The sequence below is a fragment of the Sphingomonas sp. GW821-FHT09E03 genome (assembly GCF_059416225.1).
In genome coordinates, this window is the sequence record NZ_JBWKOS010000003.1 from 210232 (window position 1) to 225131 (window position 14900).

The following is a 14900-nucleotide window of genomic DNA, read 5'->3' on the forward strand; positions in this document are numbered from 1 at the left end:
CGCGATGCCGCTGACTGCCGACGCCGACATCAAGGCACTGCTCGAGAACGCGCGCACCATCGCGCTGGTCGGCGCCTCCGATCGGCCGAACCGCCCCTCCTATGGAGTGATGGCGATGCTCCAGCGCCACGGCTATCGCGTGATCCCGGTCAACCCGCAGATCACCGGCGAGCATGTCCATGGCGAGTTCGTGTTCCGCGACCTCCACCAACTGGGCGATCCGATCGACATCGTCGACATCTTCCGCCGCCCTGAAGCGGCCGGCGAGGCGGTGGACGAGGCGATCGCGATTGGCGCCAAGGCGGTGTGGATGCAATTGGGCGTAATCAATCATGACGCCGCCGCGCGCGCCGAGGCCGCCGGGCTGCAGGTGGTCATGGACCGATGCCCGGCGATCGACATCCCGCGCCTGGGCGTTGCCCCGATCGCGACTTGATCGGGTCACAATTGTCGGTGATCGTTCCGTCGACCTCCCCGCCGGAGTAACGCCCGATGATCGCGCTGCTGCTGATGCTCCAAGCCGTCCCCGCCGACACCAAGCTACTGGCACGCGCCAGCACGCTCACCGCCGCCGAGCGGCCCTGCGTGATCAACCGCGAATCAACCGATATCACCGTCTGCGGTCGCCGCGACGCCGATCGCTTCCGCGTGCCGTTCATCGTCCATGACGCCGGGGACCCGCGCCACGAGAGCGTCGGCGCCGAGCGCGAGCGGCTGCTCCACCGCACCAACCCGGTCGAGGACCTCAGCCCCTTCCTGGTCGGCGGCGGCATGGCCGGGGTCACCGCCAGCACCAGCGGCGGCGTCGACGGCATCCGGGATCGGCCCATCGCGCCATGATCCTCGCTGTCCTGCTGCTCCAGGCAGCGATCCCCGCGGCGGCCCCTGCGACCAGCGCCAGCGCCGCGCCGCCCGCGCGCTTCTCGATCCTCACCCCGCAATGCACCGAGCGCAACGACCATGGCGATATCGTCGTCTGCGCCGGCGCGCCCGGCAACGATCGCCTGCCGCTGCCCGATGATCGTGGCCCGCCCGATCACGCCGTCCCCAGCAACCCCGAGCTGACCGGCATCGGCGCGCTCGCCGCCGCGGACACGCCCTGCGCCACCGTCCAGGGCGGGTGCCAGGTCGGCTTCGGGCCGCCGTTGGCGCCGATCCTCAAGGGGGCCGTCGGCGCGATCAAGGGCGCCTTCGCCAAGAAGCCCGACAAGCGCGGCCGCGTCGCGATCCCGCTAGATCCCTGACGCAGCCTATCGCTCACCCCAGCCCGTCATCCCAGCGCAAGCTGGGATCCATGAGGCAGATGCAGAGCCGGAGCCGCAACAGACATCAGCGTGCGCTGGGGTGACGACTGGACCGGCGGTCACCCGAGAATATGCATCCACAACGGCGCCCCGGCGAGGCTCGCCGATCCGCGCAATCGCTCCAGCGCCTGCGCCACCGCGCGTTCCGGCCCCTCGTGCGTGACGATCGCGACGAGTACGCCGCCGTCAGCCATCGCACCGCGCTGGATCAGGCTCTCGATCGACACGCCTGCATCGCGCATCGCGGCGGCGATCTCGGCGAGCACGCCGACCTTGTCCTGCACGGTGAAGCGCAGGTAGGCGCGCCCGCGCCGCTCGCCGCTGTCCGCCTTGGGCTCGTCGACCAGCGACGCCGCCGGCATCGCATAAGCTGCGCCATATTCGCCGCGGGCGATGTCGATGAGGTCGGCGACCACCGCGCTCGCAGTCGGTCCGTCGCCGGCACCGCGTCCCTGGAAGAACAGCCGGCCGACGAAATTGCCCTCGGCGACCACCGCGTTGAGCGATCCGGTGACGTGCGCCAACGGATGGTCGATCGGCACCAGATGCGGATGCACCCGCTGGAACAGCCCGTGCGCCCCTGCCTCGGCGACGCCGACCAGCCGCACCCGATAACCGAGCGCCGCCGCCTCAGCGATATCGGCGGCGATGACGTGGCGGATGCCCTGCGTTTCGACATCGGCGAAGGCCGGCCGGGTGCCAAATGCCAGGCTGGCGAGGATCGACAGCTTGTGCGCCGCATCGACCCCGTCGATGTCGAAGCTCGGATCCGCTTCGGCAAAGCCCAGCGCCTGCGCCTCGGCCAGCACCTCGGCGAAATCTCGGCCCCCACCCTGCTCTCGTGGCGCCTCCATCTTGGAGAGGATGAAATTGCAGGTGCCGTTGAGGATGCCATAGACCTGGGTAATCGCATTGGCGGCCGCGCCCTCGCGGATGCCCTTGATCACCGGGATGCCGCCCGCCACCGCCGCTTCGAACTTGAGCGGCACGCCGGCCTGCTCGGCAAGTTCGGCCAGCTCGAGGCCGTGATGGGCCAGCATCGCCTTGTTGGCGGTGACGAAGCCCTTGCCTGCCCCCAGCGTCGCGCGCGCCAGCGTCAGCGCCGGCCCGTCCGAGCCGCCGATCAGCTCGACCACCACGTCGGCGCCGTCATGCGTCGCCAGCTCGCGGGTGTCGTCCACCCAGGCGAAGCGGCTGAGGTCGACGCCGCGGTCCTTGGTGCGATCGCGCGCGGAGACGGCGACCACCTCGATCGGCCGCCCCGCGCGCCGCGTGATCAGCTCGCGATTGGCATCGAGCAACCGGATCACGCCGCCGCCCACCGTGCCAAGACCTGCCAATGCGATGCGTAGCGGAGAGATAGTGTTCATCCCACCTGCCTAGCGGAGCCAGGCCGCGAATGTCGAGGCACGCCAGCGCAGCCAGACCTGGCCACCGGGCGCGGCTTACGCGGCAGATCGCCGTTCAGCCGCCGAAATACGCCGGATCATCCAGATCCTGCAGCAATCCAGGCCCGGTCGGCGCCCAGCCGAGCAGCGCCCGCGTGCGCTCGGACGATGCCGGCATGTCCAGCGCGGCGAAACTGCCGAACCAGCCGAAATGCGCCTGGTCGCGCGACTCCACCGGCACCCCGAGCCGGCGACCGATCACCTCGGCGATGTCCCTGAAGGCGATCCCTTCCTCGGCGGTGGCATGATAGGCAGGCTCGCTCGCGCCATGCTCCAGCACCAGCCGATACAGCCGCGCCGCATCCAGCCGGTGCACCGCCGGCCAGCGGTTGACGCCGTCGCCGACATAGGCCGAGACACCGGTCTGCCGCGCGATATCGATCAGAATCGGCACAAAGCCGTGATCGCCGTGACCGTGGGTGGATGGCGCCAGCCGCACCGTGGTCGTGCGCCCGCCCTGCGCCGCCAGCGCCCGCGCGGCAATCTCAGATCGCCGGGGAAACGGATGATCATCAGGCAGCCGGTCTGCCTCGGTGGCAACCCGCCCCGGCGCCAGCAGCGCCACGCCAGAGGTCACGATCAGCGATCGCTCCGATCCGGCGAGTGCCTCGCCCAGCACCTCGATCGCGCGCTGGTCTTGCGCCGCATTCTCGGCGAAATTGGAGAAATCGTGATTGAACGCGGTGTGGATCACCGCATCGGCGCTCGCCGCCGCCTCGCGCAACAGCGCATGGTCATCCAGCGTACCGAGCAGCACGCTCGCGCCGGCGTCGGCCAGCGGCCCGGCCTTGGCCTCGGTCCGCGACAGGCCCGTCACCCGATGCCCCGCCGCGATCAGTTCCTCTGTTACCGCCGATCCAACCCACCCGGTCGCGCCAGTTACGAATACATGCATGGACGATGATCCTCTTCAACGAGCCACCTCTATCGCCGCGCATCCCATGCTGTTAAAGTAGTGAGCTTATCCGGGTATAGGGTTTAACAGGCTTATCGTGCCGAGCGCCACATCACTCGCCGCCTATCTCAAGGATCGCCGCGGCCGACTCGATCCCGCCGCCCTGGGCTTTGCCGCGACCCGGCGGCGCACGCCAGGGCTGCGCCGCGAGGAGGTCGCGCAGCGCGCTAACATCAGCGCCACCTGGTATACCTGGCTGGAGCAGGGACGCGGCGGGGCGCCTTCGGCGGACGTGCTCGATCGCATTGCCCATGCGCTGATGCTCACCGAGGTGGAGCGCGAGCACATTTTCCTGCTGGGGCTCGGTCGGTCGCCCGACATCCGCTATCAGGCCAGCGAAGGCGTCACCCCACGGCTGCAGCGCGTGCTGGATGCGATGGATGCGAGCCCTGCGATGGTGCGAACCTTGACCTGGGACGTGATCGCCTGGAACGCCGCAGCGGCCGCGGTGCTCACCGACTATGGCGCGCTGCGGCCCCGCGAGCGCAATGTCCTGCGGCTGATCTTCCTCAATCCGCATACGCGCGCCGCCCAGGCCGATTGGGAGAGCGTCGCCCGCTTCGTCGTCGCGGTGTTCAGGGCCGATGCCGCCCGCGCCGGCGCCGCCACGGTGCAGCCGCTGGTCGATGAACTCTCCCAAGCCAGTCCCGATTTTGCGGCGATGTGGCGCGATCACGACGTCCGCGGGTTCGGTGAGGGATTGAAGCGCCTGCGCCATCCGGTGCTCGGCGACCTGCCGATGGAATATTCCGCCTTCGCGGTCGATGGCCGGCCGGATCTGGCGATGCTGGTCTACAACCCGGTCACGCCCGCCGACGCGGAACGAATCCGATCATTGGTCGCGAGCAAGCGGACGGGCTGACGCTGCCGCCTTTGACACCCCTGTCCCCCGCCGGCAAGCCGTGCCACAACGCTGCCTTTCATGTCCCTTTCCCACGCGGCGAGATCATCAATGGCCACAATACCCTCCGCCCCTCCTGCCCGGCCGGTCGCCGAACTGACCCTCCGCGGCATTCTGCTGGGCGGATTGATCACGCTGCTGTTCACCGCGGCCAACGTCTATCTCGGCCTCAAGGTCGGGCTGACCTTCGCCACGTCGATCCCCGCCGCGGTGATCTCGATGGCGGTGCTGCGCTACGTACCGGGCGCTACCGTGCTCGAGAACAACATCGTCCAGACCGTCGCCTCGGCGGCCGGCACCTTGGCGGCGATCATCTTCGTGCTGCCGGGGCTGGTGATGATCGGCTGGTGGACGGGCTTCCCCTATCTGCTCACCGCCGGCATTACCGCCACCGGCGGCATCCTCGGGGTGATGTTCTCCGTGCCGCTGCGCCGCGCGTTGGTGGTAGACACCGATCTGCCCTTCCCCGAGGGCCGCGCCGCCGCCGAGGTGCTGCTGGTCGGCGCCGGCAGCCGCGCCGGCGAGGCCGAGAGCGGCCGCGGACTCAAGCTGATCGTCGTCAACGCCCTGGTCTCGGCCGGCTTCGCGATCCTCACCCAGACCAAGATCGCCGTCGCCGAAGCCGCTTATTACTTCCGCGCCGGCGCCGGCGCGACCGGCATCTCGAGCGGCCTGTCGTTCGCGCTGGTCGGTGCCGGGCATCTGATCGGCCTGTCGGCGGGCATCGCCATCTTCGCCGGGCTGGTGATCGGCTGGTGGGTGGCGCTGCCGATCCTCACCGCGCTCGCTCCCGCGGTGGCGGGCACCAGCGCCGAGGCCTGGGCCGGTGCGGTGTTCCGCACCGACGTGCGCTTCCTCGGCGCCGGCGTGATCGGCGTCGCGGCGATCTGGACGCTGGTCAAGATTATCGGCCCGGTGATCTCGGGCATCCAGTCCTCGATCGCCGCGAGCCGCGCCAAGCGCAGCGGTGCGGTGCTGGAACTCGGCGAGCGCGATCTGTCGATCGGCGTCGTCGTCACCGTCAGCCTCGCCATGCTGGTGCCGATCGCCGGGCTGCTCTGGTCGGTGATCGCCGGGGGGCCGCTCCAGGGCTCGGCCTTTGTCCTGATCGCCGGCGCGTTGCTCTTCATCCTCGTCCTCGGCCTCGTCATTGCCGCGGTGTGCGGCTACATGGCCGGGCTGATCGGCGCCTCCAACAGCCCTGTCTCGGGCATCGGCATCCTCTCGGTGCTTGCCGCCTCGCTGATGCTGGTCGGGCTGTTCGGCCGCGGCACCCCGCCCGAAACCAGCCAGGCGCTGATCGCCTATGCGCTGATCGTCACCGGCATCGTGTTCGGCGTTGCGACCATCTCCAACGACAACCTCCAGGATCTCAAGACCGGCCAGCTGGTCGGCGCGACGCCGTGGAAGCAGCAGGTGGCGCTCGTGATCGGCGTGATCTTCGGCAGCCTGGTGGTGCCGCCGGTGCTCGAGCTGCTCGCGACCACGCTCGGCTTCCAGGGCGCACCGGGCGCCGGCCCCAATGCGCTTGCCGCGCCCCAGGCGGCGCTGATCTCGGCCTTGGCCAAGGGCGTGCTCGGCGGCGATCTCAATTGGGCGATGATCGGCGTCGGCGCGCTGGTTGGCGCCGCGATCATCATCGCCGACGAGATCCTGGGCAAGCTCGGCAAGTTTCGCCTGCCCCCACTCGGCGTCGGCCTCGGCGTCTATCTGCCGATGGCGGTGACGCTGCCGGTGGTGATCGGCGCGGTGATCGGCGCCTTCTACGATCGTTGGGCCGAGCGCACCGGCGATCCCGAGGCCGCCAAGCGGATGGGCGTGCTCACCGCCACCGGCATGATCGTCGGCGAGAGCTTGTGGGGCGTCGCCTTCGCGGTGATCGTCTATCTCACCAATTCGGATGCGCCGCTGGCGCTGGTCGGCGACGGCTTTGCCACCCCGGCGCTGATCGGCGGCACGATTGCCTTCCTGGCGCTGCTCGTCGGGCTTTACCGCTATACGCGGCGGATCGCGATTGCATGACGGGTGCGAGGCAACCGTTGGCCTCGCTCTGCGTTGCGCCATTCGTCAAAGGAGATACGAATGCGTAACAAGTTAGCGATTGCTGCCCTGGCCGCCCTGGTCAGCACCTCGATGGTGGCCCCGGATGTCGCCCAGGCCCGCAAGCATCACCGCGTCTATCACGACAACCGCGGCCGCGCTCGTTGCGGTGGCGGCAATGGCGCGACCGGCACGATCGCTGGTGGCGTTGGCGGTGCGGTGCTCGGCAACGTGCTCGGCGGCGGTACGGTCGGCACGATCGCCGGTGGCGTCGGCGGCGGCCTGCTCGGCCGTCATATCGACAAGAACCGCACCCGCGCCCGCCGCGGTTGCTGATAGATCCGGCCCTGCCGACGATCGGCAGGGCTGACATCGAGCTGTGGGGGCCTTGGCGCGAGCCAAGGCCCCTTTTGGTTTAACGCTGCCCTGGTGGCGCTTGTGCCGGCTTACGCGGCACCCCGACAGCCGGCAAAGCCGGGTACTCAGGCAGGCGCTGCGCGGCGGCCGCGCTGGACCGCCATGCGGAGCAGAGCGCGCGTCGCTTCACACCATCGCGGCGAGCATGTCCTTGATCGGCACGAACGCGAAGCCCACCGAGCTGTCGGCAATGCCGTACGGCAGGAACAGCTTGTCGCCATGCTTGATGGCGCCGCACGAATAGACGACGTTGGGCACATAGCCCTCGCGGTCCTGGTCCTTGGCGGCGAGGATCGGCAGCTCGGTACGGCCGAGCACCTTGGACGGGTCGTCCTTGTCGAGCAGCGCCGCACCGATCGAATATTTGCGCATCGCGCCGACGCCATGGGTCAGCAGCAGCCAGCCTTCGTCGAGCTCGATCGGCGGCCCGCAATTGCCGATCTGGACCAGCTCCCACGGATAATGCGGCGCGAGGATCTTCTCGCCCTCGTCCCAATGCTCGAGCGTGTCGGACTTGAGCAGGAACAGGTTCTCGCCGTCCTGACGCCCGATCATCATATACTGGCCCGCCACCTTGCGCGGGAACAGCGCCATGCCCTTGTTTCGCGCGGCCGGGCCGCTCATCGGCACTAGGTCGAACGCGCGGAAGTCGCGGGTGCGCATCAGCTCTGACTGGATCACCGAGCCGTTATAGGCCGTATAGGTGCCGATCCATTCGTAGCTGCCGTCCTCATGCTGGAAGTGGACGATCCGCAGATCCTCCAGCCCCTTGGACTGCGCCTGGGTGATCGGGAAGATCACCGTGCCCGACAGCGTCGAATCGCGATGGCGGTACACCGTCACCGGGCCGACCGGCATCTCCTCCTCGCCCCCGCTGACCACGTCGGTCGCAGTCGCGAAGGGCGGCTCGGTGGCGAGGCGCAGCTGGTTCTGGTCGGTGATGATGCCCTCGCGGAAGGCGACGGACGAGATGTGCCCCTCGCCCACCGCGCGCAGCGACATCAGGATTCGCATCGATCCCTCCGGCATGCCGGACTGGTCGAAATGCGGCACCGCGCTGGGGTTCATCAGCGCGGCGGCGGCATAGCTATATTCGTGGCAGAAATAGGCGCCGATCAGCTGGCGCTTCTCGTCGCCGATCTCGGCGCCGTTCAGCTCGAGCAGATCCTCGATCTCGTCATAGCGCGTCATGAACACGCGGCGCGTCTGCCAGTGGCGTGCCTCGAAGTCCTTGAGCACGACCTCGAGCTGCTCGCGGGCTTCCTCGGGGGTCATCGCCAGCACTTCGCCGACCAGCCGCTCGGTGCGGCCAGGCGCCCCGCCCTTGCCGCCCCAGGCGATGTGGAACGGCCGGACGACGACACGTGAAGGATCGGCATGAAGCCGCAGGCGGTGGGTAAACAGGTCCATCGCTGGAAAAGCCTCGCCGAACTTGATCAAGGGTGACGCCGTCGCAGCCGATCAGGCTACGACGCGCGACGCCCCTGCCACGGCTTGGGCCGCCTTTGAAAGCCCCGAAATCGCACAACTGGCGAGTTGCAGGGCCAAAATCGATTCAGCGCCCTGATTACGGTTCAATCCGGTCGGCATCAGGCCGTCGAAACAGCCGCCATCGGCCGGGCTGGCGAGCGGCAGATCGAGGTCGTTGAGGCCCAGATACCAGCCATAAGCCTTCTCGGCCTCTTCCACCCAGCGCATGTCACCGGTCGCGTCGAACGCGGTGGCACAGGCATCCACCGTCGCCTGCGCCTCGAGCGGCTGCTGGTCGAACTGCAGCGGCTCGGCATAAGGCCGATGGAAGCTCTCGGTGCCGACGGCTCGGAAACGGCCCTCGGGCGAGGTCTGCTTGCCGACGATCCAGTCCAGCGTCTCCAGCCCGCACTGCACCAGCTCGGGCCGGTCGAGCGCCTGGCCGGCGCGGATCAGCGCCTGCGGCAGGCGGGCGTTGTCATAGGCGAGCACGATCTCGAACCACTGCCACTCGGGGCGCCGTGCTTGGGCGAGCAGCGCGAGCTGGTCGTCGGGGAAGCGGTTGAGGATGTCGAGCGACAGGCCATGCCCCGGCCGCGCCTCGAGCATCGCCGCCGCACCGAGCATCGCGAACGATTGCGCGCGCAGCGAGCCGAGCCCGAAGGCGAGGCTGGCGGTGGCATCGTACATGTTCGCCGCCCAGTCGCGATGCTTGGGATCCTGCGCATCGCGCGCGGTGACGCCGAGCGCCCACAACGCGCGGCCGTTCGAATCCTCCGAGCCGACGTCCTCGCACCAGGTCCGGTCGAAGTTCATGAAGTTGCGGAAGCGCTGCTCGTCCGCGTTCCAGGCATATTGGACGAACGAGGCAAACACCGTCATCCACTTGTCGCGCTGGACGGGATCGAGATCCTCCATCGCGCTCACCAGCATCAGCGCCCGGGCATTGTCGTCGATACAATAGCCGTGGCGGCGATCGGGCACCGAATAGATCGAATGCTGGAGCATGCCGGTAAGGTCGCTCATCCGCTCGACCGCGGCGAAGTTGGGCTTGAGCGCTCGAACCGAAGGCCTAGTCTGGGCGAGCCGGGTAGGGTGCGCGGCGACCACGGCCTCCGTCTCGGCCAGCGTCGCCTCGGCGAGCCGCGGCCAGATCATCGTCCGGCCACGATCATAGGCACGCTGCGCCAGCCGGCCGCGATCGCGCTCGCTCGACAGCAGCCGATCGATCTCGCGCGCAAAAGCGCTGACATCGCGGAAGTCGACGAGCACGCCATGGCCATCGGCGAGGATCTCGGTGGCATGGACATAGGGCGTGGATACCACCGCCTTGCCGACCCCGACCGCATAGGACAGCGTCCCGCTCGTGATCTGCGCCGGGTTGAGGTACGGCGTCGCATAGATGTCCGCCGCCTGCAGATAATCGATCAACTCGTCATGCTCGACGAAGGCATCGACGAACGCGACATTGTCGCCGACGCCGCGCTCCTCGGCGAGCGCCTTCAGCCGATCGCGATAAGCCTCGCCCTCATGCGCCACCAGGTTCGGGTGGGTGGCGCCGAGCACCACGTACAGCAGATTGGGATGACGCTCGGCGACCTGGGGCAGCGCCTCGATGATCGTCTCGATACCCTTGTTGGGTGCGAGCAGCCCGAAGGTGAGCACGACCTCGCGACCTTCCCAGCCGAACCGCGGCTTGAGCGAGTCGGGCTCGATGAACGCACGATCCGGCACGCCATGCGGGATCATCACGATCTGGCGCGGGTTGGCGGCGTACACGCGGCGCAGGATCTCGCGGCCACGCTCGGCCATCACCACCACGCGCGCGGCGCGGCGCAGCAGCCGCTCGAGTACGCGGCGCTCGTCGACGCTCGGCTTCTCGAGCACGGTATGGAGGGTGACGATCACCGGCAGCGTGGTGCGATCCAGCAGCGCCAGCAGATGCTCGCCGGCCGGGCCGCCATAGATGCCATATTCATGCTGCACCCAGATCGCCTGGGCGCCGCTGGTCTCGATCGCGCGCGCCGTGGCGATATAGGCCGCAAGCTCCTGCTCGGGGATCGCGGCGACGACGGCGGCCGGATAATCATAGCGCCCCGGGTGATCGTCCATCGCGTAGACGTCGACCGTCACGTCGGGGAAGCGATCGCGCATCGCCTGGTAGACATCCGTGGTGAAGGTAGCGAGGCCGCATTGGCGTGGCAGGAAGTTGCCGATCATCGCCAGATGCTTGATGGATCCAACACCCGCCGACTTCGCCATACTCTCACCCTCGCTGATGCAATAATGCGGTCGCACCACATCCTTGCCAGAGGATGAACACGCTTCAAGCGATTAGGTTGCACGCCGGGTGGATTGATGTTGCAGCGCAGCGGATGCGCCCAGCCTGCCGCGCTCAGCCGCGCCCGCGATAGGGCGCCACGCCTTGGTCAGGCACCCACAGGCCCTCGGGCGTGGCGCCGGACTGCCAGAACACATCGATCGGGATGCCGCCACGCGGATACCAATAGCCGCCGATCCGTAACCAACGTGGTTTCATCTCGGCGAACAAGCGCTCGCCGATCCCCACCGTGCAATCCTCGTGGAAGCCGGCATGGTTGCGGAACGAGCCGAGAAACAGCTTGAGCGACTTGGATTCGACGATGGTCTCGCCCGGCGCATAGTCGATCACCAGATGGGCAAAATCGGGCTGGCCGGTCACCGGGCACAGTGAGGTAAATTCCGGCGCCGCGAAGCGCACCAGATACAGGCTGCCGAGCCGCGGGTTGGGGACATAATCGAGCACCGCTTCTTCCGGTGAAGCGGGAAGCGCGCTGGCCTGGCCGAGATGCATAGGGGTCATGGCCGCCATGTAGGGGTTGCAGGCGGCGATGAAAACCAGGCACCCGGCCGCCGCCCGTGCGCCTGTCCGCGCAGGCGCACGGGCTTACGTCGCTACCATTCCACGCCGATCTTGCCGAAATGGCCGCCGTCCATCTCATGCTGGAACGCCGCGGCGAGATCCTCCAGCGCAAACCGGCGATCGACCACCGGCTTGATCCCGCTCGTCTCGAGCGCGCGGACGAAATCCTGCTGCTGCCGCCGGTTGCCGACGATCAGGCCCTGCAGTCGCGCTTGCTTGGCCATCAATGCCGCGGTCGGCACCTCGCCGCCGACGCCGGTCAGCACCCCGATCAGCGAGATATGCCCGCCGACCCGCACCGCCTCGATCGATTGCGCCAGCGTCCCCGGCCCACCGACCTCGACGACATGGTCGACGCCGCGGCCGCCGGTCCAGTCGCGCACGGCAGCGCCCCACTCCGCCGTCGTCTTGTAGTTGACGGTGAACTCCGCGCCCATCGCCCGCGCCCGCGCCAGCTTGTCGTCGGAGGACGAGGTGATCGCCACCCGCGCGCCCATCGCGCGCGCGATCTGCAGCGCCCAGATCGAGACGCCGCCGGTGCCGAGGAGCAGCACCGTGTCGCCGGCCTTGAGCCGGTCGTCGGCGACCAGCGCGCGCCAGGCGGTCAGTCCCGCGGTGGTGATCGTCGCGGCTTCCACCGCGTCATAGCCGCGCGGCGCATGCGTGAACGCACTTGCCGGCAGCACGACATATTCCTGCGCGAAGCCGTCGATGCCGTCGCCAGGCGTCCGCGCGAAATCACCGACGGTGGCGCCGCCGTCCTGCCAATCGGGAAAGAAGCAGGAGACGACGAGATCGCCGACCGCGAACTCGTCAACGCCCTCGCCCACCGCCTCGACCAGCCCGGCGCCATCGGCGAGCGGCACCCGTCCGTCAGCACTCGGCATGCGCCCGGTCACAATGCCGAGATCGTGGAAATTTAGCGAGCTACCATGCAGCGCCACCCTGATTTCGCCGCGGCCGGGCGCGCCCGGATCGGCGCGGTCCTCCACCCGCAGTTGATCCAGCCCGCCCGGGGCTCTCACCGTCATCGCCTTCATGCACCAGCTCCTGTCTGTCGGCGCGTTCAACGCACAAGATCGGACAAGGTGGCTTACCATTCGGCACCGCCTCTCGACGCCGAACGTCCCGCTGCGCTATCAACCCGGCGCGAGCCCTCCCCGAGGCACCCCGCCCCACCGGCAATGCACAGCATGGAGACGCACATGGACGCGTTGGTGACCACCGAATGGCTGGCTGGGGAGTTGGGCGCGAACGACCTGAGGATCGTCGACGCCACCTATGTGGACGCCGCGCTCGGCCGCAATCCCGCGGCGGAGTTCGAGGCGGCGCATATTCCCGGCGCGGTGTTCATGAACCTCGCCGAGCTCCGCGATACCGCAACCGACCTTCCCAACATGATGCCGTCGGCGGAGACGTTCGCCAGCCGCATGCAAGGCCTGGGGCTGGGCGACGGCAGCCGCATCATCCTCTACGACAACTCGCCCTGGCACACCGCCGCGCGCGCGTGGTGGATGCTGCGCACCTTCGGCGCCCATGATGTCGCGATCTTGGATGGCGGCCTTGCCCATTGGCAGGCCGAGGGACGCGACATGGCGAGCGGCCCCGCGCTGGTCGATGATCACCAGTTCACCGCGGTGGCCGATGCGGGTGCGGTGCGCACGCTCGATCAGATGCGCGCCAATCTCGCCAGCGAGGCCGAGCAGGTGGTCGATGCGCGCTCGGCCGCACGCTTCACCGGCGAGGAGCCCGATCCGCGCCCGGCCACCGACGCCGGCCATATACCCGGCTCGCGCAGCCTGCCCTACAGCAAGCTGTTCGAGGCCGATGGCCGGTGGAAGCGCGGAGACGCCCTCGCGGCGGCTTTCCGTGATGCCGGCATCGACCCCGCCCGCGCGGTGGTCGCCACCTGCGGCTCGGGCATCACCGCCGCCGTCCTCGCCTTCGGGCTGCACCTGCTCGGATCGGGCGCCGCGATCTACGACGGCAGCTGGTCCGAATGGGGTGCCGACCGCACCACCCCCAAAGCAACCGGAGCTGTGAAAACCGTTGAGCAAGTTTGATAACAGCCGCCCTCAGGGCGACGCCACCCGCGTCGTCCTCGCGGGCCGGCGCAAGGAATGGACCGGCGGGATCGTCAACCCTCCGGTCTGGCGCGCCTCCACCATCCTGTACGATTCGATTGCGGATCTGCGCGCCAATGCCGGGCGCGATACCCATCACAAGCTGTTCTACGGCCGCCGCGGCACGCCGACGCAGTGGAGCCTCGCCGACGCGCTGACCAGCCTCGAGCCGGGCGCCGAGGCGACCTTCCTCTACCCCTCGGGAGTCGCCGCGATCGCCGCGGCGCTGCTCTCGGTGCTGTCGCCGGGCGACGAGCTGTTGCTGGTCGACAGCGCCTATGATCCGACGCGGAACATGGCGGTGACCCTGCTCCAGCGCTTCGGGATCAAGACACGCTTCTATGATCCGCTGATCGGTGCCGGAATCGCCGAGTTGATCGGGCCGGACACCAAGGCGATCTTCATGGAAAGCCCCGGCAGCCTCACCTTCGAGATTCAGGACATTCCGGCGATCGTCGCGGTGGCCAAGCAGCACAGCCTCGTCACCCTGCTCGACAACACCTGGGCAACGCCGCTCTTTTTCCCCGCGATCGAGCGCGGCATCGATCTCACCATCCTCGCCGCGACCAAATATATCGTCGGCCATTCGGACGTGATGCTCGGCGCCGTCACTGCCGCGCCGGGTCGCTTCGATGCGCTGCGCGAGGTCAGCTTCCAGCTCGGCCAGGTCACCAGCCCCGACGACGCGTGGCTGGGTAGCCGCGGGTTGCGCACCATGGCGGTCCGCCTCGCCCACCATCAAACGAGCGCGCTCAAGATCGCCCGCTGGCTGGCGGATCGCCCGGAGGTTGCGCAGGTGCTGCATCCTGCGCTGCCCTCCTGCCCCGGCCACGAACTGTTCGTGCGCGACTTCAAGGGCTCGTCGGGCCTGTTCGCCTTCGTGCTCGACGGGGGCAGCGAGGCTTCGCGTGCAGCGCTGATCGATACGCTCGACCTGTTCGGGATCGGCTACAGCTGGGGCGGGTTCGAGAGTCTCGCCACCCCGGTCGATCCCGCGCGGATCCGCACCGTCTCGCGCCGCGACTATCCAGGGATGATCGTCCGCCTGCAGATCGGGCTCGAGGATCCCGACGATCTGATCGCCGATCTCGAACGAGGGCTGACAGCCTTCAAGACGGCAGAGGCCTGACCGTCACCCCAGCGCAAGCTGGGGTGTTCGGCGATGGCGGGATAAGAGCTGTGTGGCGATCCCAGCTTGCGCCGGGATGACGGGCTGGCGCGACCTGCGTCCCGCGAGCAACATAACCATACAATTCAGCCGCGTTGTATTCACAAAGTCTTGTGCGTCGCGGCAACGGCTGTCATCCCAATGGCGCACCGGCAAGACCGCGCCTCCGCAT

General features: G+C 68.4%; 14 protein-coding genes. 8 read left to right on the top strand and 6 right to left on the bottom strand.

Annotated elements, in window-relative coordinates:
- Positions 1 to 4 precede the first annotated feature (4 nt).
- The 3 genes from AC07M8_RS08845 to AC07M8_RS08855 are packed head-to-tail and all read left to right on the top strand — an operon-like array spanning position 5 to position 1244.
- Positions 5 to 436 carry a CoA-binding protein gene (locus tag AC07M8_RS08845; protein ID WP_495173973.1) on the top strand — a complete coding sequence of 144 codons (432 nt, stop codon included), beginning with the start codon at positions 5 to 7 and terminating at the stop codon, positions 434 to 436.
- A gap of 56 nt (positions 437 to 492) precedes the next feature.
- On the top strand, positions 493 to 840 hold the full coding sequence (locus AC07M8_RS08850) for a hypothetical protein (RefSeq protein WP_495173974.1): 348 nt from the start codon (positions 493 to 495) through the stop codon (positions 838 to 840).
- Positions 837 to 1244 carry a hypothetical protein gene (locus AC07M8_RS08855; RefSeq protein WP_495173975.1) on the top strand — a complete coding sequence of 136 codons (408 nt, stop codon included), beginning with the start codon at positions 837 to 839 and terminating at the stop codon, positions 1242 to 1244. Before AC07M8_RS08850 ends, AC07M8_RS08855 begins: the two co-directional genes overlap by 4 nt.
- Before the next feature lie 119 nt (positions 1245 to 1363).
- Here the strand turns inward: AC07M8_RS08855 and AC07M8_RS08860 are convergent, their stop codons facing one another.
- On the bottom strand, positions 1364 to 2674 hold the full coding sequence (locus tag AC07M8_RS08860; RefSeq protein WP_495173976.1) for a homoserine dehydrogenase: 1311 nt from the start codon (positions 2672 to 2674) through the stop codon (positions 1364 to 1366).
- Between the two features lie 94 nt (positions 2675 to 2768).
- A complete protein-coding gene (locus AC07M8_RS08865; RefSeq protein WP_495173977.1) occupies positions 2769 to 3647 on the bottom strand; it encodes an SDR family oxidoreductase in 879 nt (292 codons plus the stop codon).
- Positions 3648 to 3744: 97 nt separating this feature from the next.
- On the opposite strand from AC07M8_RS08865, the gene AC07M8_RS08870 reads away from it, so the two are divergent.
- The 3 genes from AC07M8_RS08870 (at position 3745) to AC07M8_RS08880 (ending at position 6984) form a co-directional block, all read left to right on the top strand.
- Positions 3745 to 4569, top strand: coding sequence for a helix-turn-helix transcriptional regulator (locus AC07M8_RS08870; RefSeq protein WP_495173978.1), 825 nt, complete (start codon positions 3745 to 3747; stop codon positions 4567 to 4569).
- Between the two features lie 90 nt (positions 4570 to 4659).
- Positions 4660 to 6630: an OPT family oligopeptide transporter gene (locus AC07M8_RS08875; RefSeq protein ID WP_495173979.1), complete on the top strand. Its 1971-nt coding sequence runs from the start codon at positions 4660 to 4662 to the stop codon at positions 6628 to 6630.
- Between the two features lie 60 nt (positions 6631 to 6690).
- On the top strand, positions 6691 to 6984 hold the full coding sequence (locus AC07M8_RS08880; protein ID WP_267396095.1) for a hypothetical protein: 294 nt from the start codon (positions 6691 to 6693) through the stop codon (positions 6982 to 6984).
- 207 nt (positions 6985 to 7191) lie between these two features.
- Here AC07M8_RS08880 and AC07M8_RS08885 read toward each other — a convergent pair whose 3' ends face one another.
- From AC07M8_RS08885 to AC07M8_RS08900, 4 genes are all read right to left on the bottom strand, one after another.
- Positions 7192 to 8475 (bottom strand): glycoside hydrolase family 130 protein, encoded by a 1284-nt coding sequence (locus AC07M8_RS08885; RefSeq protein WP_267396155.1) that lies wholly within the window; start codon positions 8473 to 8475, stop codon positions 7192 to 7194.
- Positions 8476 to 8526: 51 nt separating this feature from the next.
- Complete coding sequence (locus AC07M8_RS08890; RefSeq protein ID WP_495173980.1) at positions 8527 to 10797, bottom strand: glycosyltransferase family 4 protein; 2271 nt, start codon at positions 10795 to 10797, stop codon at positions 8527 to 8529.
- 133 nt (positions 10798 to 10930) lie between these two features.
- Complete coding sequence (gene queF / locus AC07M8_RS08895; RefSeq protein ID WP_495173981.1) at positions 10931 to 11377, bottom strand: preQ(1) synthase; 447 nt, start codon at positions 11375 to 11377, stop codon at positions 10931 to 10933.
- Between the two features lie 92 nt (positions 11378 to 11469).
- On the bottom strand, positions 11470 to 12477 hold the full coding sequence (locus AC07M8_RS08900) for a zinc-dependent alcohol dehydrogenase family protein (protein WP_495173982.1): 1008 nt from the start codon (positions 12475 to 12477) through the stop codon (positions 11470 to 11472).
- 165 nt (positions 12478 to 12642) lie between these two features.
- On the opposite strand from AC07M8_RS08900, the gene AC07M8_RS08905 reads away from it, so the two are divergent.
- Together AC07M8_RS08905 and metC are read left to right on the top strand one after the other, a co-directional pair.
- Positions 12643 to 13500 carry a sulfurtransferase gene (locus tag AC07M8_RS08905; protein WP_495173983.1) on the top strand — a complete coding sequence of 286 codons (858 nt, stop codon included), beginning with the start codon at positions 12643 to 12645 and terminating at the stop codon, positions 13498 to 13500.
- Positions 13487 to 14689 carry a cystathionine beta-lyase gene (gene metC / locus AC07M8_RS08910; protein WP_495173984.1) on the top strand — a complete coding sequence of 401 codons (1203 nt, stop codon included), beginning with the start codon at positions 13487 to 13489 and terminating at the stop codon, positions 14687 to 14689. Before AC07M8_RS08905 ends, metC begins: the two co-directional genes overlap by 14 nt.
- Positions 14690 to 14900: the final 211 nt, after the last annotated feature.